General features: G+C 63.5%; 20 protein-coding genes. 6 read left to right on the top strand and 14 right to left on the bottom strand.

Annotated features, from left to right (window positions below; genetic code table 11):
- The first annotated feature begins 6 nt into the window (after positions 1-6).
- Entirely contained in the window at positions 7-2,817 is a 2,811-nt protein-coding gene (gene gcvP / locus ASD12_RS03910) for an aminomethyl-transferring glycine dehydrogenase (protein ID WP_056582111.1), read from the top strand.
- Here the strand turns inward: gcvP and ASD12_RS03905 are convergent, their stop codons facing one another.
- The 10 genes from ASD12_RS03905 to cpaB form a co-directional block, all read right to left on the bottom strand.
- Complete coding sequence (locus ASD12_RS03905; protein ID WP_056582109.1) at positions 2,818-3,993, bottom strand: GGDEF domain-containing protein; 1,176 nt, start codon at positions 3,991-3,993, stop codon at positions 2,818-2,820.
- 165 nt (positions 3,994-4,158) lie between these two features.
- Positions 4,159-4,629, bottom strand: coding sequence for a hypothetical protein (locus ASD12_RS03900; protein ID WP_056582108.1), 471 nt, complete (start codon positions 4,627-4,629; stop codon positions 4,159-4,161).
- 186 nt (positions 4,630-4,815) lie between these two features.
- Positions 4,816-5,637, bottom strand: a complete 822-nt coding sequence (locus tag ASD12_RS03895; protein ID WP_082525243.1) for a hypothetical protein — start codon at positions 5,635-5,637, stop codon at positions 4,816-4,818.
- A gap of 86 nt (positions 5,638-5,723) precedes the next feature.
- The gene (locus ASD12_RS03890; protein ID WP_056582104.1) at positions 5,724-6,689 is read right to left on the bottom strand and encodes a type II secretion system F family protein; all 966 of its coding nucleotides are present in this window, start codon (positions 6,687-6,689) and stop codon (positions 5,724-5,726) included.
- Position 6,690: 1 nt separating this feature from the next.
- Positions 6,691-7,656 (bottom strand): type II secretion system F family protein, encoded by a 966-nt coding sequence (locus ASD12_RS03885; RefSeq protein WP_056582102.1) that lies wholly within the window; start codon positions 7,654-7,656, stop codon positions 6,691-6,693.
- 5 nt (positions 7,657-7,661) lie between these two features.
- On the bottom strand, positions 7,662-9,083 hold the full coding sequence (locus ASD12_RS03880) for a CpaF family protein (protein WP_056582101.1): 1,422 nt from the start codon (positions 9,081-9,083) through the stop codon (positions 7,662-7,664).
- On the bottom strand, positions 9,080-10,294 hold the full coding sequence (locus ASD12_RS03875) for a response regulator (protein WP_056582099.1): 1,215 nt from the start codon (positions 10,292-10,294) through the stop codon (positions 9,080-9,082). Before ASD12_RS03875 ends, ASD12_RS03880 begins: the two co-directional genes overlap by 4 nt.
- Before the next feature lie 45 nt (positions 10,295-10,339).
- Positions 10,340-10,609, bottom strand: a complete 270-nt coding sequence (locus ASD12_RS03870) for a hypothetical protein (protein WP_056582098.1) — start codon at positions 10,607-10,609, stop codon at positions 10,340-10,342.
- Positions 10,610-10,613: 4 nt separating this feature from the next.
- Positions 10,614-12,059 carry a type II and III secretion system protein family protein gene (locus tag ASD12_RS03865; RefSeq protein ID WP_056582096.1) on the bottom strand — a complete coding sequence of 482 codons (1,446 nt, stop codon included), beginning with the start codon at positions 12,057-12,059 and terminating at the stop codon, positions 10,614-10,616.
- Between the two features lie 32 nt (positions 12,060-12,091).
- Complete coding sequence (gene cpaB, locus ASD12_RS03860) at positions 12,092-13,018, bottom strand: Flp pilus assembly protein CpaB (protein ID WP_244482729.1); 927 nt, start codon at positions 13,016-13,018, stop codon at positions 12,092-12,094.
- 231 nt (positions 13,019-13,249) lie between these two features.
- Between cpaB and parE the strand changes: the two genes are divergently transcribed.
- Together parE and ASD12_RS03850 are read left to right on the top strand one after the other, a co-directional pair.
- Positions 13,250-15,304: a DNA topoisomerase IV subunit B gene (gene parE / locus ASD12_RS03855; protein WP_056582389.1), complete on the top strand. Its 2,055-nt coding sequence runs from the start codon at positions 13,250-13,252 to the stop codon at positions 15,302-15,304.
- Between the two features lie 97 nt (positions 15,305-15,401).
- On the top strand, positions 15,402-17,468 hold the full coding sequence (locus ASD12_RS03850; RefSeq protein ID WP_056582092.1) for an FUSC family protein: 2,067 nt from the start codon (positions 15,402-15,404) through the stop codon (positions 17,466-17,468).
- On the opposite strand, the gene ASD12_RS03845 is transcribed toward ASD12_RS03850, so the two are convergent.
- Positions 17,465-18,589: a DUF2336 domain-containing protein gene (locus ASD12_RS03845; protein ID WP_056582090.1), complete on the bottom strand. Its 1,125-nt coding sequence runs from the start codon at positions 18,587-18,589 to the stop codon at positions 17,465-17,467. The genes ASD12_RS03850 and ASD12_RS03845 overlap by 4 nt on opposite strands.
- Positions 18,590-18,741: 152 nt before the next feature.
- Here ASD12_RS03845 and ASD12_RS03840 point away from each other — a divergent pair, with 152 nt between their 5' ends.
- Entirely contained in the window at positions 18,742-19,194 is a 453-nt protein-coding gene (locus ASD12_RS03840) for a MaoC family dehydratase (protein ID WP_056582088.1), read from the top strand.
- A gap of 3 nt (positions 19,195-19,197) precedes the next feature.
- Positions 19,198-20,079 carry a CoA ester lyase gene (locus tag ASD12_RS03835; protein WP_056582087.1) on the top strand — a complete coding sequence of 294 codons (882 nt, stop codon included), beginning with the start codon at positions 19,198-19,200 and terminating at the stop codon, positions 20,077-20,079.
- Here ASD12_RS03835 and ASD12_RS03830 read toward each other — a convergent pair.
- Both ASD12_RS03830 and ASD12_RS03825 read right to left on the bottom strand, forming a co-directional pair.
- Positions 20,076-20,684 (bottom strand): flavin reductase family protein, encoded by a 609-nt coding sequence (locus ASD12_RS03830; RefSeq protein ID WP_056582085.1) that lies wholly within the window; start codon positions 20,682-20,684, stop codon positions 20,076-20,078. The genes ASD12_RS03835 and ASD12_RS03830 overlap by 4 nt on opposite strands.
- Complete coding sequence (locus ASD12_RS03825) at positions 20,685-21,269, bottom strand: nitroreductase (RefSeq protein WP_056582082.1); 585 nt, start codon at positions 21,267-21,269, stop codon at positions 20,685-20,687. It lies immediately after the preceding gene.
- Between the two features lie 157 nt (positions 21,270-21,426).
- On the opposite strand from ASD12_RS03825, the gene ASD12_RS03820 reads away from it, so the two are divergent.
- Complete coding sequence (locus tag ASD12_RS03820; RefSeq protein WP_056582080.1) at positions 21,427-22,389, top strand: hypothetical protein; 963 nt, start codon at positions 21,427-21,429, stop codon at positions 22,387-22,389.
- 24 nt (positions 22,390-22,413) lie between these two features.
- Here the strand turns inward: ASD12_RS03820 and ASD12_RS03815 are convergent, their stop codons facing one another.
- The gene (locus ASD12_RS03815) at positions 22,414-23,352 is read right to left on the bottom strand and encodes a GNAT family N-acetyltransferase (RefSeq protein ID WP_056582078.1); all 939 of its coding nucleotides are present in this window, start codon (positions 23,350-23,352) and stop codon (positions 22,414-22,416) included.
- Between the last annotated feature and the right edge of the window lie 56 nt (positions 23,353-23,408).

Raw genomic sequence — 23,408 nt, 5'->3', positions numbered from 1 at the left:
AAAGACATGACCGCAGCACCCTACCCTTTCTCGGCCCGCCATATCGGTCCCGGCCTCAATGACACCAGAGCGATGCTGGCCGCCATCGGCGTACCCTCGATCGAGACGCTGATCAGCCAGTCCGTGCCGAAGTCGATCCGGCTCGATCGGCCGCTTGCCTTGCCAGCACCGGCGAGCGAGGCGGAAGCGCTGGCCGAGCTTTCAGCGACGATGGCCGGGAATACAGTGCTGAAGAGCTTCATCGGCGCCGGCTATCATGGCGTCCATGTGCCGCCGGTGATCCAGCGCAACCTGTTCGAGAACCCGGCCTGGTACACGGCCTACACGCCCTATCAGGCCGAGATCAGCCAGGGCCGGCTCGAAATGCTGTTCAACTTCCAGACGCTGGTCACCGAACTGACCGGCCTGCCGGTGGCGTCGGCCTCGCTGCTTGACGAAGCAACCGCCGTCGCCGAAGCGGTCGGCATTGCGCTGCGCCATCACCGCGACAAGCGCACCAAGATCGCGCTTGCCGGCACGCCGCATCCGCAGACACTGGACGTGGTGCGCACGCGCGCCGAGCCGCTCGGCATCGAGATCGATGGTGAGACGATCGACGACAACACCGCCGCCCTGCTCGTCTCCTGGCCGGATACGTTTGGCGTCTATGGCGACCACAAGGCGGCGATCGACAAGGCGCGCGCGACCGGCGCCATCGTCGTCTTCATCGCCGACCCGCTCGGACTGACGCTGGCCGATGCGCCGGCCAAGCTTGGCGCCGACATTGCGGTCGGCCCGATGCAGCGCTTCGGCGTGCCGATGGGCTTTGGCGGCCCGCACGCGGCCTATTGCGCCGTCTCCGACAAGTTGACGCGGTTGATGCCCGGCCGCCTGGTCGGCCAATCCACTGACAGCAAGGGCCGGCCCGGCTACCGGCTTGCCTTGCAGACACGCGAGCAGCATATCCGCCGCGACAAGGCGACCTCCAACATCTGCACGGCGCAGGCGCTGCTCGCCAACATGGCGACCGCCTATGCCATCTGGCACGGCCCCGCTGGGCTGCAGGCGATTGCCGGGCGCATCCATGCACTGGCCAACCGGCTGGCAAGCGGCCTTGAAGCGGCAGGTGCGTCGGTGATCGGCGCCAGCCGTTTCGACACGGTGACCGTGGAGACCAAGGGCAAGGCGGCGCAGATCGCCGCCGCGGCCGAAAAGACCGGCCGGCTGCTGCGCATCATCGATGCCGACCATGTCGGCATCAGCTTCGATGAGACCTCGACCGATGCCGATCTCGATGCGATCGCGGCCCTGTTCGGCGCCAAGGCTGGTTCCTCAGCCGCCAGCACGATGCCCGGCAAGCCGCGCGGCAAGGAGTTCCTGACACAGCCTGTTTTCCACGAAAACAAGTCGGAAACCGAGATGATGCGCTTCCTGCGCCGGCTGGCCGACAAGGACCTGGCACTCGATCGCGCCATGATCCCGCTCGGATCCTGCACCATGAAGCTCAACGCCGCCGCCGAGATGATGCCGGTGAGCTGGCCAAGCATCGCCAACCTGCATCCTTTCGCCCCGGCTGCGCACTCGGCCGGCTACCGCGCCATGATCGGCGAGCTGGAAGGCTGGCTGTCGGAGATCACCGGCTTCGACGCGGTCACCTTGCAGCCCAATGCCGGCAGCCAGGGTGAATATGCCGGACTGCTCGCCATTCGCGGCTATCACCGCTCACGCGGTGACAACCACCGCACCGTCTGCCTGATCCCTTCCTCGGCGCATGGCACCAATCCGGCAAGCGCGGCGATGGCCGGCATGAGCGTCGTCGTCGTGCGCTGCACCGAAGACGGCAACATCGACATGGACGACATGAAGGCCAAGGCGACTGAGCATGCGCAAAACCTCGCGGCGCTGATGTTCACCTATCCCTCGACGCATGGCGTGTTCGAGGAAGGCGCGCGCGATCTCTGCGCGCTCATCCATGAACATGGCGGCCAGGTCTATTTCGACGGTGCCAACCTCAACGCGCTGGTCGGGCTTGCCCGTCCGGGCGACATCGGCGCCGATGTCTGCCACATGAACCTGCACAAGACCTTCTGCATCCCGCATGGCGGCGGCGGTCCCGGCGTCGGTCCGATCGGCGTCAAGGCGCATCTGAAGCCCTACTTGCCCGGCCATGTCACCGAAGGTTCGCGCCATGCGGTGTCCGCCGCCGCCTTCGGCAGCGCTTCGATCCTGCCGATCACCTGGATGTACATCCGCATGATGGGCGCGTCGGGCCTCAAGCAAGCGACTGAAACGGCGATCCTGTCCGCCAACTACATCGCGACGCGGCTCGGTGCGCATTTCCCGGTGCTCTACAAGGGCAGGCAGGGACGCGTCGCGCATGAATGCATCCTCGACACCCGCGTGCTCAAGGACAGCGCAGGCATCAGTGTCGACGATGTCGCCAAGCGCCTGATCGACTATGGTTTTCACGCGCCGACCATGTCCTTCCCGGTCTCCGGCACGCTGATGGTGGAGCCGACCGAATCCGAGCCCAAGCGGGAACTGGACCGCTTCTGCGAGGCGATGATCGCCATCGCAGGCGAAGCGTCGAAAGTCGCCAGGGGCGAATGGCCTTTGGCCGATAATCCGCTGGTCAACGCGCCGCACACGGCCGCCGAGGCACTGGCCGCCCAGTGGACCCATCCCTACTCGCGCCTGGAGGCGGCCTATCCCGCCGGCGACGCCGACGCGGCAGCCAAATACTGGCCGCCGGTGTCACGAATCGACAATGTCGCCGGCGACCGCAACCTGGTCTGCTCGTGCCCGCCCCTGTCGGACTATCTGGGTGCGGCGGAATAATTAGGCAGAGCGCAAGGCCGGCTTGATCGGCTCGGCCTTGGCCATCCTCTTGCGGCTGATGACGCAATTTCGCCCGGCACGCTTGGCCGCGTAGAGTGCCGCGTCTGCCTCGGCGAGCACCCCGTCGAGGCTGCTGCCGACTGCCTCGCCAAAACCGATGCCGCCGCTGACTGTGCTGCGCAACTTGCCGAGTTGGGTGGGAACGATTTCGGTGCCGAAGGCAACGCCGATCTTGCTGGCGAGATCATAGGCCCGCTCTTCCGTCATCCGCGACATGACGATTGCGAACTCCTCGCCGCCCAGGCGAAAAGCGTCGACACCGGTCCTGGCATATCTCTTGATGACGGCGGCGAAGCGGCAGAGAACCTGATCCCCGACCGGGTGACCGTAGACGTCGTTGGTGCGCTTGAAATGGTCGAGGTCGAACATGACGATCGCCATGAACGGGCCGAAACTCCGCTCGCCGTAGAGTGACATCAGCCCTCGACGGTTCATCAGCCCCGTCAGCGGATCGGTCATGGTCTCTGCCTTCAACTCGATCTGCGCCTGCAGATGATGGAGGGAGAGCGTCAATGCGCCGAGCCCGGTCATGCAGGCCACCGCCACGGCGGAATTCAGTCGTTCGGCCCAGTTGTCGGGCGCGGCCGCCAGCGTCCATTGCCCCTTGGTCAGCAGAACCACGCCGCAGAGCGCAAACGACACCGCGCAGGTGCCGCTCAGAAATGAAACCACCAGCAGGATGCGGCGATCGTGACTGCCGTTGATCCAGAACATGATGCCTATCGCCGACAGCAGCGCCGTCACAGTGGTGTAGGTGACGATGAAGCCGACGCCGTCAAGCCCCAGGAAGGTGACAGTGGCACAGATGGCCATGGCGGCAAGCGCAGGTGCAATGGCGCGTCTGTAGCCGGGCACGCCCAGATATTGCATGGCCGACACGCAGAGGATCAGAAATCCCAGGCTGAGCAGCGCAAGCACGATCTGGCAAAGCAGCGGGTCAGGATCCTTGGTGTATCGCCAGAACAGGATCACATGCGCGACGAGCACCAGAATGCCGCACGCCACCGTCAGCACGAAGCCTGCCTTGGGCGCGGTGAACCAGATCGCAAACATGGTGACGCTGAGGCAGATGCCCGACAGCGCGGCTGCGAGCAGGAGCGAACTGAAGTCCAGCATATCGGGCAAGGGCCTCTCGAGCGTCGGCGGTTACGCCGCATTCTAGGTCAGCGGCAGCCCTCAGACATGGTTTTGGAGCCGATCTTTCGACGCAACCTGCCGATAGGGTTTACAAAGCGTCGATGCCTTATGTCCCGAAACCGGACCTAGAACGCGACGACCGGATCAACCCTTGTTCAAGAGAGCGAGGTTGGCGTTGACGACGGTGGGATCGGCCATGCCGGCCTTCGCTTCGAGCAACAGCGCCTTGGCCTTCTTGCGATTGCCGCGCAGCAGTTGCGAATAGCCCATGTTGTTGACGATCTGCGGCTTGCGGCCGGCGACTTTCAAAAGCTGGCTGTAGGCACGATCGGCGAAGTCGAAGCGGCCGAGCTCGTCGTAGGAAGCAGCGAGCCCCATCCAGGCCTCCGCATTGTCGGCCTTCAACTCGACGGCCTTGCGAAAGTGCTTTTCGGCAAGGCCGTAATTGGCATCGCGAAACTGCGCCTTGCCTTGCGCCAGATCGGAGGTATCGACGTCTTTTGCCGCCGGTTGGATGGCGGTGGTCTTGGTGGTGTCGACCCCGCTTGTCGTACAACCAGACATCATCAAGACGGCCGCTATCGCGGCCATTGCAGTGAAATTACTGTGACGCATGCCCCTGCCTCATCGCCCGATTTGCCGGGTCGTTCTTCAGGAAACACATTACATGAGCGGCGATTAAACTTCGGTGCCGAAACGCCACTAAAATTTCGTTTCGGGCACACCAGCCATTAACCACCAGGCGCGAGATGAAGACTTATTCCCGAGAGAACCCCTGCACCAGGGACGCGAGCGGCCTTTTCACGGCCCCATGACTTTGAGTGCCTCGGGAACCGGATAGAGGTTGCCATCATAGCGCAGCCGGTAGGTCCGGTTCACCGGCTTGCCGGGACGAGACTGGCACTCACCATCCTTGTCGGGAGACGGGTTATCGGTATCCGTCCGCTCGGCCACTGAGATGTCGTGATAGCCGTGATGGCTCACCGGGCTCATTGCTAGGCTGACCTGGCTCGAATGAAAGGATCCCGCACAATTGGCATCGCCTTCGCCGCCATTGCCGGCCACGACGAGGCCGTCGAGCACCAACCGCAAGGCATCGCCGTCGAGGGCATAGAGCCGCAGGTCGGTTTCGCTGAAGGGGTTGGCCTGCGAATGGTTTGCGATTTCGACGCGCAGGCCGAAGGCGGAGACCTTGGGCGCCAGCCGGTAGCGGCCGGTATCGAGTTCGATCTTGCGGATGGCTATGGCATCATCGGTGATCAGCCCTGGCTCGAGCAGGCGCTGGCGCACCTGCAGGCTGTTCTTGTCGACGACCAGAAGCTCGATATCGCCGACATGCCCGTCGTCACTGGATTGGGCGCTGTCGGTCAGCGGCACCGCGACCAACAGCAGATCGTCATGGGCGGGCCAGATCTTACAGACCAGGACAAATGGCGTATCGGCATCCGCCAGGGCGATGCTGATATGGGGTTCAAGCGTGAACGAGGCGCCGTCAGCGCTCTTTCGAGCCTTGGGATAGGCCTGCTGCACCAAGGCGGCAGCATCGCCGCAATCGTCGGCCGCGGCCCAGGCGGGCGACAGGCCGGCGGCGGCTAGGCCGAGGAACAGAGTACGCAACAGCATTCGCATGGGCTTCTCACGTCGCAGGGCCGAGTTCGGGCAGGACAATGGGTTGTCAGCCCCTCGCCAGGACTTTCGTGGGGCGCTTGCTAATGCGCAGCCGTCATTTTGACGATAATCGGGATGATCGCAATCATCAGCACCACCGGCAGGATGCAGACCGTTACCGGCACCGACATCTTGGCCGGCAGGGCGTGCGCCTTTTCCTCGGCCAGCGACATGCGTTTGTGGCGCATTTCGTCGGAAAAGACGCGCAGCGCCCCCGACAGGCTGGTGCCGAGTTCCTTGGACTGTTGCAGCAGCGTGGCGAAGGAACGCACTTCGTCCAGGCTGAGGCGGTCGGCGAGCGCCTTCAGCGCGTCGTCGAGGCTGCGCCCTGCCCTCAACTCGAGCGACACAAGCTGCAAGTTCTGGCTGAGCGCCGGATAAGTCTTGGCGAGCTCCTTCGAGACGCGCTCGATGCCGGCCTCCATGCTCATGCCGGCGTCCGAGCAGACGATCATCAGATCCATGAAATCGGGAAAGCCGTTGCGGTATTCGCGCCTCTTTTCCCGCACCTTCTGGGTCAGCACCAGACCAGGCAGAAAGTAGCCCGCTGCTCCCGACAGGATGACGAACGTCCAGCGGCTGGCCATCGTCGCGTCCGGGCTGGCCATCCACTGGTTGAGTACAAAGACACCGATTGCCGTGCCGATCATGGCTGTGAACCGGACAAGGAAAAACATGCCGACGGCGCGGGGCTCCATGTAGCCCGCCTGGATGAGCTTCATGCGCAGCCTGGCGACATTTTCCGGATCGCTCTTGGCGTAGAATTCCTGCGCCCGCTTCACCGCCTTCTCGCGCACGATACCGGCGTTCTTCTTCTGCACCGGCTCTGGTTTTGCCGCCGCGGGACCGTCGCCGACCTTGAGCCGACGCATGACCTCGTTGCGGTCGCCCTTCGCCGTCACCATCGGCCAGGCAACCGCGACTGCGCCCATGGCCAGCAGCAGGATGGCCACCGGCATCAACGAGGTCGGCGTAAGCGAGGCGAGGAATTCGATCAAGCCCTGCATGTCAGAACCGGAAATTCGACATCTTGAACATCATCAGATTGCCCAGCATCAGCCAGGTGATCGAGCCGCCAATCAGGTACCAGGTCTTCGGCTCGCCCCAGACATCACGGTAGAAGCCCGGCATCAGCGCCATGATGGCGGCAAACAGCAGCGCCGGTATCGCCGTCAGGATGTAGGCCGACATGCGGCCTTCGGTCGAAATGGCGCGCACCTTGCGGCGCAGCTTGCCGCGCTCGCGGATCGTCAGCGCCAGGCCATCAAGGATCTCGCGCAGGTTGCCGCCCGAGCTGCTCTGGATCGAAACGGCGGTGATGAAGAGCGGCAGGTCCTCATGGCCGACCCGTTCGAACAGCGAGTTCAACGCCGAAACCAGATCCGATCCGTAGGTCACTTCATCGGCGATGACGCCGAACTCGGTGCCGATCGGGTCGGGCATCTCGCGCGCGACCATGGCGATCGCCACCGGCACTGGATGGCCGGCCTTCAGGCCACGCGTGATCAGTTCCAGTGCCTCCGGCAGCTGCATGCCGAACCGCTTCAGCCGGCGGTTGCGCTTGAAACGCAGCGTCATCACCGGCAGAATCGGCACAAGCACCACAAACAGCACAAGCCCCATCAGCGGCGGCAAGCCATACCAGATGGCGACCAGACCAGCGGCGAATGCCACGCCGCTGGTGATCATCAGGAACTTCGACAGCGGCATGATCATGCCCGACTGGGTTCGCAGAGCGCGAAACCGGTCCGGCGAAAACAGCGGCGTACCCGCATCAAGGCCCCGCTCCTTGCGCAGCTGGACGAGCACCTGCTCCTGGCTGATCTTGTTTTCCTGCAGCTTCATGCGCCGGTTGATGGCGGTGCGCTTGTCGCTGCGGCCGGCATAAAGCAGATAGCAGGCCTCGGCGATCAGTATGCCGGTCAGTGCTGCCGCGGCATAGACGACATAGATCGCGCTGAGTCCGTCGAACACGTTGGCTACTCCTGCGGCCGGCCGGGTTCGAAATATCGTCCGGGAAACTCGATACCCATGGCGCGCAGATCCTCGAGGAACCGCGGCCGGATGCCGGTTGCCTCGTAGTAGCCGAGGATCTTGCCGTCGGCCTCCATGCCGGTACGCACGAAGCGGAAGATCTCCTGCATCTGGATGACATCGCCTTCCATGCCGGTCACCTCGGCGACGCTGGTCACCTTGCGCTTGCCGTCGGACAGGCGCGTCAGCTGGACGATCAGGTCGAGCGCGCTGGCGATCTGGCTGCGGATGGACTGCACCGTCATCGGCATGCCGGTCATGCCAAGCATCTGCTCAAGCCGCGAGATGGCGTCGCGCGGCGTGTTGGCATGGATGGTCGCCATCGACCCTTCGTGACCGGTGTTCATCGCCTGCAGCATGTCGAAGGCTTCCTCGCCGCGGCACTCGCCGAGGATGACGCGGTCGGGACGCATGCGCAGCGCGTTCTTGACGAGGTCGCGTTGCTTCAGCTCGCCATGGCCTTCGATGTTGGCCGGACGCGTTTCCATGCGCGCGACATGCGGCTGCTGCAATTGCAGCTCGGCCGCGTCCTCGATGGTGATCAGCCGTTCATCTTCCGGAATGAAGGCCGACAGCGCATTGAGCATGGTCGTCTTGCCGGTACCGGTGCCGCCCGAAATGATCGTCGTCTTGCGGGCATGCACGGCCGCCGCCAGCACTTCGGCCATGTTCTGGGTGATGGCGCCGAATTCGACCAGTTTATGCAGGCCGAGCTTGTTCTTGGAGAATTTGCGGATCGACACCAGCGGACCGTCAACCGCAACCGGACGGATGGCTGCGTTGAAACGCGAGCCGTCCAGCATGCGTGCATCGACCATCGGCTGCGATTCGTCGACACGACGGCCGACCGCGGCAACGATCTTGTTGACGATGCGCAAGAGATGCGCCTCGTCCTTGAACGGAATGTGGACCGGCTGCAGCTTGCCCTTCTTTTCGACAAAGCAGTTCAGGTGGCCGTTGATCAGGATGTCGTTGATGTCGGGGTCCTTCAGCAGCGGCTCGAGCGGACCGAGACCGACCATCTCGTCGACGATGTCGTCGACCAGCGCATCAAGCTCGACGGTGTTGATCGCCATCCGCTCCTGCTTGGTCTTTTCCGACACGAAATCATGCACTTGCCGGCGCATCTCATCCTTGGGCAGACGCTCCAGCGCGACTAGATTGATCTCCTCGAGCAGCAGCCGGTGGATGCGCACGCGCGCATCGAGCACCTTGTTGGCATTCTTTGCCGGTGCGGCTTCAGGCTTGACCGGCAACGCCTTTCGGTTCGTCGGAATGACGACGGCATGATGGGCGACCGGCATTGGCTCGGCAGTGCGCTGCGGGCGCGCATCGCGGTTCTGCAGGGTGGAGAAACGGCTGGTCATCCGGCTTTCCTCTTCAGCAATCCACGGCCCATGCCAAACAACGAGCGCGATTTCGCCCGGGTTGGGACCGCCTCCTCCGGCAGGATGATCTTCTTCAGATCGTTGATGACATTGGCGTTCGGATCGATCTCGTGCAACGGCACGCCGCGATCGACCGCCTCGCGCACCAGCCGGTAGTTGTTGGCGATACCACCGACGAAATGCTCGCCGAGGATTTCCTGGACGTCCGCTTGCTTGATGCCGTTGTCGAACATCTTCTGTTCGAAGCGATTGACGATGACGTTCGGCTTCACTTCCTTGCCGGCGGTCTCGTAGACCGCCTGGATCAGCCGCTGTGTATGGCGCAGGCACGGCACCGTCATTTCGGCGACGATGTAGAGCTTGTTGGAACCGAGCAGCACGGTCTCCGTCCACGGAAACCAGGTGCGTGGCATGTCGATGACGACATTGTCGAAATAGGCCGAAACGAGGTCCAGCATGCGCACCACGACATCGGTCTTGAACGAGCGCATTTCCGACGGATGCGTCGGTGCCGCCAGCACACAGAGCCCGCTCGCGTGCTTAGACAGCATCACATCGAGCAGTTGGCGGTCGAGGCGTTCGGGCTGGTTCTCGATCTCGGTGATGTCGAAGCGCGGTTCGAGGTCGAGATATTCGGCGCAGGCGCCCTGCTGGAAATTGAGGTCGACGACGCAGGTCGAGGCACCGCGCGTTACCGAATGATGCAGCTGGAATGCGGTTTGCAACGCCAGCGTCGTGGTGCCGACGCCGCCCGCGGCCGGCATGAAGGTGTAGATCTGCGACTCGGTATTTTCCTCGCGCCCGGGTCCCTGCAGCGCCCGCACCACGGAGCGCACGAGATCGGCGGTGGTGATCGGCTTGACCAGGAAATCCGCGACCTTGAGCTGCACCAGAATGCGCACCGCGGCCGCGTTGAACTCCTGCGTGACGACGACGACCGGCACCTTGTCCTCGAGCCGGCGCATGATGCGCTGCAGCGACTCGACCTCCTCCAGTCTTGCAGCATCCATGTCGACGATGATGGCGCCGAAGTCGGCCTCCTGGATCTCGCCGCGCAGCTCGGTGACATTCTTCTCCACTGTCGAGAGCTGGATGATCTCGGAGGCGGCGAATGCGGTTCGCGTGTCCTGCACAAAGGTCCTGTCGGTCGATACGAGCAAGATCTTCCTGGTCTTGATGCCGTTTGCCATTCTGTCAGCCTGTCAGGTCGCCCGTTGGACCAGTTGCCCGTTGAATCAGTTGCTCGTGGTGGACTGCGACGCCTTCGCATCGGCTGCCTGATCGGGTGTGACGGCCGCCGCGCTGCCTCGCTGGGCCGGCACCAGAAGTCTGGTGTTCTGGACCCCGTATTTCCAGGGATCGACCATCTGCATGACGGTGTTGGCGGCCTGCGCCTCGCCCGCGCCGGTCGTCAGCCCTTCGCTGCGCACATAGTCGTCGCTGGTGCAGCCGGCGGCAAAACCCGCCAGCAGCAAGGCGATGCTCGATCTCAAAACCAGGCGCATGACTTCAGTCCTTCGGCAGGTCGAGGAAATGCCCGACCGTGGTGACGGCAGCCGGCTGCGCGATGCTGCCGTCGGCCATTGCCAACGCGCGGTTGGTGTCGGACGTCTTCACTTCCTCGGTGTTGTTGAGAAAATAGTCGGCATTGCTGGCCGGCTGCGTGCCGTCGATCGGCTCGACGAGCTTCTTCGACGGATCGACCGGCTTGACCAGATAGGGGGTGACGATAATGACCAGGTCGGTCTCGCGCCGCTGATAGGACTTCGAGGAGAACAGCGCCCCAAGCACCGGCATCTTGCCGAGACCGGGAATGCGCGACGTGGTGATGTCGTTTTGCGACTGCAGCAATCCGGCGATCATGAAGCTCTGGCCGTTCTTCAGGTCGACCGACGTCCTGGCACGGCGCACAATGAAGCCGGGAACCGAGATGGTGCCGATATTGTAGGAAGCCGAAGCGTCGATCGAGGAGACTTCCGGCGCGATGTCCAGGCTGACCAGCCCGTCCTTCAGGACGGTCGGCGTGAAATCCAGGCTGACGCCGTATTTCTTGTAACTGACCGAGATCTTGCCGTTGTCCTCGGAGACCGGGATCGGGAATTCTCCGCCAGCGAGGAAGCTCGCCGTCTGGCCGGATCGGGCGATCAGGTTCGGCTCGGCCAACCGGCGGGCGAGACCACGCTCCTCCAGCGCTTTGATGGCGATATCGATCGAGACGCCGTTCGACAAAAGCCGGCCGATGATCTCGCCGGTGCCGGCGGTCGGCACCGTACCCGGATCGATCGTCACATCGCGTCCGCCGATGCCGTAGGCGAAATTGGCGGCGTACTTGGCGCCCAGGTCCTGGCCCGCCTGCCGGTTGATCTCGACGAAGCGAACATTGAGCTGAACCTGCTGCGACGACGAGATGTTGACCGAGTTGATCACTTCCTCGTTGCCGGAAAAGCGCGTCGCGATCTTGTTTGCCTTTTCAGCGGCGACGGCGTCATCCGCCTCGCCAGACAGCACGACACGGCCATTGGCCGAGCCAACCTTGATCCTGGCATCCGGTACGCTGGCGCGAATGGTGCTGGCCAGTTGGTCGGTGTCGAGCGTCACCTCGATGTCGACGGTGCCGACAAGCTGCTTCTTCTCATCGAACAGTGCAATACCGGTGGTGCCGAGATTGTTGCCGAGCACGTAGAAGGACTTATCGGTCAGCGGATTGACGTTGGCGATCTCCGGATCGCCGATGACGATCTGGTAGAAGGCAGCACTCGTCATGATCGTCTTCGGCTTGCCCTTGGCAACCTTGATCGACGCATTCTTGGTCGACGATACATAGACGATGTCGTTGTCGGCCCTGGCTGAGGTGCCGAAGGCCAGCATCGCGGCGGCAGCCAGCGAAGTCGCGACGGCCACGGTGCGCAAAACGCGCAACCGTCCCATGACCCGATATGTGATCAGCCCGAACATTGTCCCGTCCCTCACCCAGTCCCCACTGGCTTCTATTTCTGGTCCCGCGAAGGAACCTGGTATTCCTCGGCCTTTGTGCCGCGCGTCACGATGACCGTCTTGAACTTCGGTTTCTCCGGCTCCTTGGTGGCGGCATCGAACAATGAGCCGGCCGCGGCCTGCACATTCGAGGCGACCGATCCACCGAAGGAAGAGATGGTGGTGACGCCGTTCTTGTCGTCTCCGCCTTCGCTGGAGGACCGAAGCGACAAGGACAAGGTGCCGACGGTGCGGGCAAGTGCCACTTTCTGCGCGCCGTCGGTCGTCACCTCGATAGTCACGGAATTGGAAATCTGCGGCGTCGTCTGACGCTCGTCGGCACCCTGCCCGACGCTCAGCACCTTGGCATCGGCGACAACGATCTCGGAGGTGATGGTGGAACCGGCAGCGCCCTGTGCGTTCTTGGCCACCTCCTGGATTTCGCCGGCATCGCGTGTCAGCACGACATCAACCCGGTCGCCCGGCGTGACGAAGCCGCCGACCCCGGCGATTTCGTCGGTGCGGATGGTCACCGCCCGCATTCCGGGCGTCATCATGTTGGAAAGCGTCGCGCGGCCATTTGGCCCGGACAGCTTGGTCAGCAGCACCGGTTCGTTGACTTCGATCGGCGACAGCACCACGCGGCTGCCGTCGGCGAGCAACGCATTGATGGTGGCGAAGGCGCCCTTCGGCACGGACCCTTCCGACCACGGAATTTCGCTAAGCTGCGCCCGGTCGAGTTCCATGCCGTAACGCAGCGGCGCATTCGCCACCACGATGGTCTTGAACTCTACCCTGGGCACAACAGGTGCCGGGATCGACGCCGTCTTCTCTTCGGAATCGGCCTTGGCCTGGCTTTTGACCCAGAAATCCGCGGCAAAGATCGAGATCGCGCCAAAAACGGCGGCGATGCCGATCATCGATATGGCCTTGCCCCTCACGCCGAAACCCCTGATGCCCGCAGTTTCTTGTTTTGTTGGGCTCACGCTAGGCGGCATTGTTAAAGAATCAGGAATCTTGCGCGGCGGTATCCGACCTATTTCCGCCGTCTTGGTTATCGAATGGTTTTGAGTTAAGAGGGATCATATCCCCGAACGGAACAGGAACCTCGGTCGCTTGGCGCTGAAAAGCGTGGCAGTATCGTGAGGTGATTCGCAGCATCTATGGCAGACATGGACGACAACAACGATCTCTTCGGCAATATGGACAAGCAGCCTCAGCCGGTTCGCACGCCGGCGCGCCCGGCGGATCCGCTGGTTCAGGCCACCAAGCGTCCTGTCGCGACAAAGGATGGCAGCGAAGGCTATAGCGCTGCCGACATCGAGGTGCTGGAAGGGCTGGAGCCGGTGCGCCGCCGGCCAGGCATGTATATCGGCGGCACCGACGACAAGGCGATGCACCATCTGTTCGCCGAGGTCATCGACAATTCGATGGACGAAGCGGTGGCCGGGCATGCCACCTTCATCGATGTCGAACTCTCGGCCGACGGCTATCTCGCCGTCACCGACAATGGCCGCGGCATCCCGGTCGATCCGCATCCGAAATTCAAGAAGCCTGCACTCGAAGTGATCATGACGACGCTGCATTCGGGCGGCAAGTTCGACTCCAAGGTCTACGAGACATCGGGCGGCCTGCATGGCGTCGGCGTGTCCGTGGTCAACGCACTGTCGGATCATCTCGAGGTCGAGGTCGCACGAGGCCGCCAGCTCTATCGCCAGCGCTTTTCGCGCGGCGTTCCCGTGACCGGCCTGGAACAATTGGGCGAGGTCCACAACCGGCGCGGAACGAAAATCCGCTTCCACCCCGACGAGCAGATTTTCGGCAAGGGCGCGGCGTTCGAACCGGCGCGACTCTACCGCATGACGCGCTCGAAAGCCTATCTGTTCGGCGGAGTCGAGATCCGCTGGACCTGCGATCCGTCACTGATCAAGGAAAAGGATCAGACGCCGGCCAAGGCTGAATTCCATTTTCCCGGCGGCCTGAAGGATTATCTCAAGGCATCGCTCGGCGACGACTTCCAGGTCACCCGCGAGATGTTTGCCGGCAAAAGCGACAAGCAAGGTGGCCATGGCTCGCTTGAGTGGGCGGTGACCTGGTTCGGCGGCGACGGCTTCATCAATTCCTACTGCAACACCATCCCGACCGGCGAAGGCGGCACCCACGAGGCCGGCTTCCGCAACGTGCTGACGCGGGGCCTGCGCGCCTATGCCGATCTCGTCGGCAACAAGCGCGCCTCGATCGTCACCTCGGAAGACGTCATGATCTCGGCGGCAGGCATGCTGTCGGTGTTCATCCGCGAGCCGGAATTCGTCGGCCAGACCAAGGACAGGCTGGCGACGATCGAGGCGATCCGTATCGTCGAGACCGCGATCCGTGATCCGTTCGACCATTGGCTGGCCGATAATCCGCAGGAAGCCTCGAAGCTGCTCGAATGGGTGATCGCACGCGCCGACGAACGGGTGCGCCGGCGGCAGGAAAAGGAAGTGTCGCGCAAGAGCGCGGTGCGCAAATTGCGCCTTCCGGGCAAGCTCGCCGACTGCACGCAGAATGCCGCGGCCGGCGCCGAACTGTTCATCGTTGAAGGTGACTCGGCCGGCGGCTCGGCCAAGCAGGCGCGCGACCGCGCCAGCCAGGCCGTCCTGCCGCTGCGCGGAAAAATCCTCAACGTCGCCAGCGCCGGCAACGACAAGCTTGCCGGCAACCAGCAGATATCCGACCTGATCCAGGCGCTCGGCTGCGGCACGCGATCGAAATACCGCGACGAAGATTTGCGCTACGACCGCGTCATCATCATGACCGACGCCGACGTCGACGGCGCCCACATCGCTTCGCTGCTGATCACCTTCTTCTACCAGGAGATGCCGGCGCTGGTTCGTGGCGGCCATCTCTACCTCGCGGTGCCACCGCTTTACTCTATCAGGCAGGGCGGCAAGGTCGCCTACGCCCGTGACGACGCGCACAAGGACGAGCTTTTGCGCACCGAGTTCACCGGGCGCGGCAAGGTCGAACTCGGCCGCTTCAAGGGTCTGGGCGAGATGATGGCCGCCCAGCTCAAGGAAACCACCATGGATCCGAGGAAGCGCACCTTGCTCAGGATCGATGTGATTGACGCCGAGGCCGCTACCAAGGACGCGGTCGACGCGCTGATGGGCACCAAGCCGGAGGCTCGCTTCCGCTTCATCCAGGAACGAGCCGAATTCGCCGAGACGGAAGTGCTGGATATCTAGCCGCCAGCGGTTTAGCTCTTTGTTTTCCGGCAGGAAAACCGTTTCACACTTTTCCGGGAATTGCTCTAGCCTGCGCTTCTGATACGGAGACCAGCATGTGATCTGGGCGCGGCTGAAAGCCTATTTCGACACCAGTCTGGCCGGGTTGAGGCAACCGACGCGTTCGGACTGGATTTTCTCCCTGCGCACCGTTTCGGCCGGCCTGATCGCGCTTCTGGTCGCCTACGTGCTGAAGCTCGACCACCCGCAATGGGCCATGATGACGGTGTTCATCGTCGCCCAGCCGGTTGCCGGCATGGTGCTGGCGAAGGGCTTCTACCGGTTGCTCGGCACGCTGGTCGGCGGCGTTGCGGCGATCGGCATCACCACGGTGTTCGGCACCGGCCCCTGGGTGCTGGTGACGGTGCTGGCCGTCTGGATCGGCATTTGCACCTTCGTCTCGTCGCTGCTGCGCAATCCCGAAGCCTATGGTGCCGCACTTGCCGGCTACACCGCGATGATCATCGGCCTGCCCGCCTTCGGACAGCCGCACCTCGTCGTCGACCTCGCCGTCGCGCGCTGTGCCGAGATCGTGCTCGGGATTGTCTGCGCCGGCCTGACCAGCCGGCTGATCCTGCCGAAACTGGCCAGCGACGCCATCGTGTCGCGCCTGAAACGATGCATCCTCGATCTCGCGACATACGCCGGCGGAGCGTTCTCTGGCGGCGATCCCGCAACGCTCTCCGGCTTGCACCGAAAACTGGTCGCCGACACACAGACGCTTGGCGAGATGCGCGCCTATGCCAGACTCGAGGCGCCGAGCTTCGCGCCCCGCGCCCACCCGGTCCGGCGCACCATAGGACAGCTGCTCTCGGCGCTCTCGGCGGCACGCGCGCTGCATTCGCACGCCGCCCCGAAGAATGCGGCGCTTATTCCGGTACGCTCGGAATTACAGTCGCTGGTCAGCGAGCTGGCAACAAAGCCCGGCGCATTGGACGATACGGCGCCGTGGGTGGCTCGGCTCGATGCGATTGCCGGAAACGCTCGGCAAATGCCCGATGCCTCGACTGACCAGGGCGACGACAGGGTCGGCACCATCACCCGCCTTACCATCGCCGCCGATTTCGCCGAGGCGCTCAAGCAGGTGCTGCGCGGCCTCGACGCCTTGCGCGCGCCTGCCACGCGCCCGCTCCAGGGCAGCAGGCAGCCTGCACTGGTGGTGCATCGCGATTACCCCGGCGCATCGCGCAACGCCGTGCGCGCTGCCCTTGCCACGCTGCTGGTCGCGGCCTTCTGGCTAACGACGAAATGGTCGGAAGCGGCCGGCACGGTCATTCTCGTTGCCGTCGTATCGAGCCTGTTTGCCGCTCGCCCCGACCCGGTGCAGGTGGCCTGGGGCTTCTTCAGAGGAACGCTGTTCGCTTTGCCCTTTGCCTTTCTCGTCGGCCAGATCGCGCTGCCCGCCTTGCCCGGCTTCGGCTGGTTCATGCTGTTTGTCGTGCCCATCCTGGTGCCGACGGCGCTCGCCATGGCCAATCCGCGCTATGTCGGCGTGGCGACGGCTTTCGCCATCAACTTCCTCGCCTTCCTTAGTCCGCATCAGGCGATGACCTACGATCCCGGCCCGTTCTTTGCCGGTTCGGCTTCGATCCTGGTCGGTATCCTGCTGGCGATCGGCGTCTTCATCGTCGTGCTGCCCGCCGATCCATGGCTCGCGGCCAACCGCATCGTGCGCGCCATGCGCGAGGATCTGGCGCGGCTATGCCTGCATGAACGCGTGCCGAGGCGTTCGGCCTTCGAGAGCCTCGCCTATGATCGCATCAACCAGTTGATGCCGCTGGTGCAGAACGCCGGCAGGAAGGGCGACGCGGTTCTGGGCGGCGGCGTTGCGGCCGTCACCGTTGGCCTGGAGATCCTGCGGCTGCGTAGAGCAAGCCAGGGCCATGCCATCCCATCCGAGACCGCGCTTTCGATTGCCAACTTTCTAAGAGGGCTGGCGCGCGAACTGCTCTTCCGCGCCCCCGGTGATCAGCAGACCTCGACCGTCGCCGTCGCGCGCCAATATTCGGTGAGCATCGCCCAACGAAACGGCACTGGCGAGATGCTGCAGATCGCGGCATCGCTGCGCATCATCGCCGCCGCGATGGAGGATTTTCCGGATTTCTTCGCGAGGGATAAAGGCTAGGCCGCCGCGATCGCCAGCGCGTGGCCCCGCGCGTTCTCGCGCAGCGCATCGAGATGGATCGACTTGACCAGCGCGGCAAGATCACCCTCGGCGGATTGCCCGCCCACTTCCTTGAGCATCAGCCAGCTGACCTCCTGCACACCGGCGACGCGCTTGCCGTTGGCGACTTCGCGCCAGATCTTCAGCGCGCGCAGGATGATGGCGTGCGTCGCCGCGGCGAGGCCCGCGCTGCGAAACAACGCCTGCAAGGCGACATCGTGCCCGCCGGCCAGCAGCGCCCTCACCCTTTGTTCGGACTGCTGGCTGAGCGCGACCATCGCCGAGCCGAAGAAATCGACCTTGCCATGCGCGATGGTGCGGATGAGAAAGCTCGCGGTGAGATCGCCGCGCAGCCTGAGATGCTCGATCAGCGCCGCATGTTCTTCCTGGCGCGTACCCTCGATCAGCGTCACCGAGGCCTTGACGCAGGCGTCGCGCATGACGCGATCGGCTCGCGCCGCGCCCATCAATGCCATCACCAGTGGCGACGTTTTCAGCATCTCGCCGAGTTTGACGAGCAGCATGTGCCGGCAGTCGGCAGGCAGGCGGGCATCCGATATCAGCGCCTCGCGCACCAAGGGCAGATGCCCGTGCCGTTCGGCCATGCGGCGGAAACTGAGCGAAGCGATGTCGGCGCCGCTGTTGGCGAGCAGCACGGCGCAGGCCTCCGCCTCGCCGATCTCGGCGATGGCCGCCGACAGCGCCATCGAGACGAGCGGCCGGTCGGCGATCAATTTTTGCGTCGCCTTCGGACTTGAGGCCACGCGGTTGATCAGATCGGCGTCGGTAAGCAGCGGCGAGCGCGCCAGCACCACGCCGGCCACTTCCGGTTGGTCGGAGGCAAGCACGCTGATGATCTGCAATGGCGCGTGGTGGCTCATCGACAGCGCCTCGGCCATCGCCAGGCGCACCTTCGACGAGGCATCGTCGAGCAACAGCGTCAGCGCCGCCTCGGCGGCGCAGCGGTCCTCGAATGGCAGGTCGGAATTGACATAGGCTCGGGCCAACGCGCTGGCCGCGGCGGCGCGCTCCGACACCCTGGCGGTGTAGATCCATTTCAGGAAATGCGAAACAACAACCATGCCCGTCTGCTTACGCCCCTTGCCAGAATGTTTCTGGCCCCGGTCAGGACCGTAGGCAGAAATAGTTTACGAACGGTTCACCATGTTCATTAACTGGCTTGCGAGCCCTGAATGCAGCGCCTATCAACCATCAAACAATAGAGGGACCGAAAATGGCCGGGCTTTATCTCGAAGAGTTCGTCGTCGGCCATGTCTTCCAGCACACGCTGCGCAAGACCGTTACCGAAAGCGACAACATGCTGTTTTCGGTGATGACGCTGAACCCGCAGCCGCTGCACATCGACTTCGATTTTGCCGCCAAGAGCGAATGGGGCAAGCCGCTGGTCAACTCGCTTTTCACGCTCGGGCTGATGATCGGCATTTCGGTCAATGACATCACCGTTGGCACAACGGTCGCCAATCTCGGCATGAAGGAAACCGTGTTTCCGCATCCGGTCTTCCATGGCGACACCATCCGGGTCGAGACGACAGTCATCTCGGTGCGGGAGTCGAAGTCGAAACCCGACCGCGGCATCGTCGAATTCGAGCATCGCGCCTACAACCAGCATGGCGATCTCGTCGCCAAATGCGCCAGGCAAGCGATGATGCTGAAGAAGGCGAACTGACGCATGCGTTCGCTGCTGTTCGTCCCCGGCGATTCCGAGAGGAAACTGGATAAGGGTTTTGGTGCCGGTGCCGACGTGGTCATCGTCGACCTTGAAGATTCCGTGGCGCCGCAGAACAAGGCGCTGGCACGCGAGGTGGCGGCGCGCTTTATCGCCGAGCGCAGGGCGCAAACCGGCTCAGCGATCTATGTCAGGGTCAACGATCTCTCAACCGGCCTGACGGATGACGATCTGGCGGCGCTCGTTTCAGCCAAGCCCGACGGCATAATGCTGCCCAAGTCGAACAGCGGCCAGGATGTGCAGCATTTGTCGGTAAAGCTCAGGGTGCGCGAGGCTGAAAACGGCCTGGCCGACGGCGCGATCAAGATCCTGCCGATCATCACCGAAACGCCGGCAGGCGTGCTGGCGGCGGCGACCTATGCCGGGACGAGCGCGCGGCTTGCCGGTCTCACCTGGGGCGCCGAGGATCTGTCGGCTGCGATCGGCGCACGCACGGCCCGCGACGAGCGCGGCCGCTACACGGACGTGTTCCGTCACGCTCGCACGATGACCATACTCGCCGCTGGTGCGGCGGAGGTCGCGGCTATCGACACCGTCTTTACGAATTTTCGCGACATGGCGGCCTTCCAAGCTGAATGCAGTGAAGCCGAGCGCGATGGCTTCACCGGCAAGATGGCTATCCACCCCGATCAGGTGCCGGTCATCAACGCCGCCTTCACGCCGTCGCTCGAGGCGGTGAGACAATCGGCGGCAATCGTCGCCGCGTTCGCGGCAGTGGGAAATCCCGGCGTCGTCGGCATCGACGGCAAGATGTACGACCGCCCGCATTTGCGGCTGGCCGAGCGGCTTCTGGCGCGGGCAAAGGCGGCAGGAGTCTCGGCTTAGTCCTTGTCCCAGCGTGGCCGTCGCATCGAAAACACCTCGTTGACGCTGGCATAGTCCATATAGCCGAGTCGGGCGACATTGCCGGCCCTGGTGATGTCGAACAGACCGTCTGTCAGGAAGGCGTCGTCGATGTATACGCCGACCACTTCACCGGCGACGACGACGGCACTTGTCGGCGATCCGTCCAGTGCCTTTGGCCGAAAGACTTCCGTCACCCGGCATTCGAGCGCTGCAGGCGCTGCCGCCACGCGCGGCGGCGCGACCAGGCGCGACGGCGCCATGGCGAGGTCGGCATAGACGAACTCATTGACGCCGCGCGGTGCATTGACCGATGTGCGGTTCATCTTCTCCGCGAGGTCGCGACTGACGAGATTGGCAACGAACTCGCCGGTTTCCTGCGCGAAGGAGGCGCTGTCTTTCTCGCCTTCGGAGGAAAACCAGACGATGAAGGGTCGCGTCGAGAAGGCATTAAAGAAGGAATATGGCGCGAGGTTGATCTCACCAGCCCTGTTCAGCGTCGAAATCCAGCCGATCGGACGCGGCGCCACGATCGCCTTCGAAGGGTCGTGGGGCAGGCCGTGGCCCTTTGAAGGTTCGTAGAACATTCAGCCCACCCACGGCCCCGAATAGTCGCCATAGAGCTTTGCCGGATCGGGCCGGGGCCGCTCCGGCGCCGGGCCAGCATAGGAGCCGATATGGATGAAGCCGATGACCCGCTCCTGCGGTGCCAGCCCCAGCAACGCCCTGCCCTCCGGCACATCCGAATACCAGTTGCTGATCATGTTGGTGCCATAGCCCAGCGCATTGGCTGATATCATCAGGTTCATTGCCGCCAGGCCGCCTGACAGGAACATTTCCCATTGCGGGATTTTTGGATTCTCCCTGGGAATCGACACGACGCCGATCACCAGCGGCGCGCGCGAGAATCGCGCCAGTTCCTGGTTGCGGCGGCCTTCCGGCAAGGGTCCTTCCCGCTGCTCCGCAAGGGTCGCCAGTTGTCTGCCGATCTCGACGCGGGCTTCACCACGGTAGAGGATGAAGCGCCAGGGCTCCAACCGGCCATGGTCGGGCACCCGCGAGGCAGCAGTGATCATCGTCGCGATCTCCGCATCGCTCGGCGCCGGCTCCTTCAGATCAGGGATCGGTGCGGAGTTTCGGGTCAGCAGGAAATCGATGATTGGCGACGCCATGGGCGCAAGTCTCCTAGACATTCTGTTTTGAGCTGAAGCGCACCATCGGGAATTCGGGCGGCTCGGGCATTGGCGCGGGATACGTCGGACGGAAGAGTCGTATCGATCGGACTCTTAAGCCTTGAAATTGCCACCGCCATGGGCTTCAACGCAAGGTATGTTTGAGGGGACTGTCCGTCTTTTCCTGGTCTGGCTCGGCGCCCTGCTGTTCATGGCGCCGGTTTCGTTCGCCATGGCGCAGAACGTCGACGGTGTCAGCGACCTGAAGCTTCCGGGAATTTCGAGCTACGCGACGCCGAAAGGTGAGACGTCCCTGGCTCTGAGCGGCGGCGGTGCCATCACACTGTCCGCGCAGTTGACCGACAAGGGCGCCGACATCACGCGCGGCATTGTCTGGCGGGTCTTCAAGCCCGAAGCCGTCAACGGTAAATTGCCCATGGTCGCCTCCGCCCATGGCGGCACCGCCGTCTTCCAGCTCGAGCCCGGCAGCTATCTGGTTCACGCCTCCTACGGCCGGGCCGGCGCCACCAAGCGCATCACTGTCGGCAAGGACACCAAGCGCGAAAGCCTCGTGCTCGACGCAGGCGGCCTCAAACTCGACGCCGTGCTGTCCGGCGGCGTGCGCATTCCGCCGAAGAAACTGCGCTTTTCGATCTACGAGGGCACCGCCGAGGCCAATGGCGATCGCGCGCTGATCATTCCCGATGTCGAGCCCAACAGTGTCGTGCGGCTCAACGCCGGCATCTATCATGTCGTCTCGACTTATGGCGCGGTCAATGCGGTCATCCGCTCCGACATCCGCGTCGAGGCCGGCAAGCTGACCGAAGCCACCGTCGAGCACCACGCCGCCGAGATCACGATGAAGCTGGTGCGCGAAACCGGTGGCGAGGCGATCGCCGATACGTCCTGGTCGCTGCTCAACGAATCCGGCGATCCGATCAAGGAAACCGTCGGCGCCTTCGCCTCGATGGTGCTGGCCGAGGGCGACTACACCATCATCGCCAAGAACCGCGACCGCATCTACCAGAAGGATTTTACCGTCGTGGCCGGGCAGAACCAGGAGATCGAGGTTCTGGCCACCGAGGCCGCGGCGATGGACCCTGAAGAAGGCGCGGACTAACCTTCCGCGGCACGGTTCCCACTTTCAGGCTGCCAGCTTGGTCCGCGCCGGCAGGAATGGAATGCGGCGGCGCGCCACGACTGGCGCCAGATCGAACACGCCGCGATAAAGCCGGTCGAGCAACGCCTTGCGGTCGCGCAGTGGCTCCAGCTCATTCCAGCTCAGCACATCGCCGACGCGCACCTCGATCGCCTTGCCGGACAGCCGCGCGAATTCGTGGATGAGCAGCGATGTGCGCAGCGTCAGCGAGGCCTTGCCGACGAATTTCGCCACCCGGCCGTCGCGCTCTGCCATGTTCATCGGCCCGCTGACCAGATGGAACAGCCTGCCGTTCTGCCCGGAAAAATGCATCGGGATGACCGACGCCTTGGCGTCCTGGACGAGGCGGGCCGGAAACATCTTCCACGGCAAGTCGCGCGCCCGGCCAAAGCCCTTCGGCGCGGTGGCGACACCGCCGGCCGGAAACACCACGATGGTGACGCCTTCCTTCAGCAGCCGCACCGCTTCATGGCGCACAGCCATGTTGTTCTTGAGCGCGTCCTTGCTCTCGGAAAAGTCGATCGGCAGCGAGTAAGGCTCCATCTCGCGGATCTTGAGCAGATCCTTGTGGATCATCACCCGGAACGGGCGTCCGAGCTGCTCAACCAACGACAGCACGGCAATACCGTCACCGATGCCGAACGGATGATTGGCGACGATCACCAGCGGCGTATCCGGCAATTGCGCCGGCGGCCATTGATCTGATGTCCGCACGCGGACGTCGATCAGGTCGAGCATGCGGCTGAACACGCGTTCGCCAGTCGGCACGACCTGGCGGCGCCAGAAATCATAAAGTGCGGTGTAACGGTCGCGGCCCGACAGGCCTTCGACCGAATGAATGAACCAGCGCGTCAGCGCCGGCTGGCGCGGATTGGCATAGGAAAGCTCGGGAAAGGGTCGTTCGCGCAATTTCAACTTGAGCATAGGGGCTCGTTACAAGGTCGGCGTGACAGGGATATGAAAATGGCGGTGGATCGCTC

Source organism: Mesorhizobium sp. Root102, from assembly GCF_001425625.1.
In the GTDB taxonomy this organism is placed as follows: Bacteria; Pseudomonadota; Alphaproteobacteria; order Rhizobiales; family Rhizobiaceae; genus Mesorhizobium.
Note: the sequence above shows the minus strand (reverse complement) of the source record. Positions and strands in the feature narration are given on the sequence as shown.

Bases quoted from the DNA above. Each gene is read 5' to 3' on its own strand.
- gcvP (WP_056582111.1), top strand. From the start codon at position 7: ATGACCGCAGCACCCTACCCTTTCTCGGCCCGCCATATCGGTCCCGGC.
- ASD12_RS03905 (WP_056582109.1), bottom strand. From the start codon at position 3,993: ATGCTGGACTTCAGTTCGCTCCTGCTCGCAGCCGCGCTGTCGGGCATC.
- ASD12_RS03900 (WP_056582108.1), bottom strand. From the start codon at position 4,629: ATGCGTCACAGTAATTTCACTGCAATGGCCGCGATAGCGGCCGTCTTG.
- ASD12_RS03895 (WP_082525243.1), bottom strand. From the start codon at position 5,637: ATGCTGTTGCGTACTCTGTTCCTCGGCCTAGCCGCCGCCGGCCTGTCG.
- ASD12_RS03890 (WP_056582104.1), bottom strand. From the start codon at position 6,689: ATGCAGGGCTTGATCGAATTCCTCGCCTCGCTTACGCCGACCTCGTTG.
- ASD12_RS03880 (WP_056582101.1), bottom strand. From the start codon at position 9,083: ATGACCAGCCGTTTCTCCACCCTGCAGAACCGCGATGCGCGCCCGCAG.
- ASD12_RS03875 (WP_056582099.1), bottom strand. From the start codon at position 10,294: ATGGCAAACGGCATCAAGACCAGGAAGATCTTGCTCGTATCGACCGAC.
- ASD12_RS03870 (WP_056582098.1), bottom strand. From the start codon at position 10,609: ATGCGCCTGGTTTTGAGATCGAGCATCGCCTTGCTGCTGGCGGGTTTT.
- ASD12_RS03865 (WP_056582096.1), bottom strand. From the start codon at position 12,059: ATGTTCGGGCTGATCACATATCGGGTCATGGGACGGTTGCGCGTTTTG.
- parE (WP_056582389.1), top strand. From the start codon at position 13,250: ATGGACGACAACAACGATCTCTTCGGCAATATGGACAAGCAGCCTCAG.
- ASD12_RS03845 (WP_056582090.1), bottom strand. From the start codon at position 18,589: ATGGTTGTTGTTTCGCATTTCCTGAAATGGATCTACACCGCCAGGGTG.
- ASD12_RS03840 (WP_056582088.1), top strand. From the start codon at position 18,742: ATGGCCGGGCTTTATCTCGAAGAGTTCGTCGTCGGCCATGTCTTCCAG.
- ASD12_RS03835 (WP_056582087.1), top strand. From the start codon at position 19,198: ATGCGTTCGCTGCTGTTCGTCCCCGGCGATTCCGAGAGGAAACTGGAT.
- ASD12_RS03830 (WP_056582085.1), bottom strand. From the start codon at position 20,684: ATGTTCTACGAACCTTCAAAGGGCCACGGCCTGCCCCACGACCCTTCG.
- ASD12_RS03825 (WP_056582082.1), bottom strand. From the start codon at position 21,269: ATGGCGTCGCCAATCATCGATTTCCTGCTGACCCGAAACTCCGCACCG.
- ASD12_RS03820 (WP_056582080.1), top strand. From the start codon at position 21,427: ATGTTTGAGGGGACTGTCCGTCTTTTCCTGGTCTGGCTCGGCGCCCTG.
- ASD12_RS03815 (WP_056582078.1), bottom strand. From the start codon at position 23,352: ATGCTCAAGTTGAAATTGCGCGAACGACCCTTTCCCGAGCTTTCCTAT.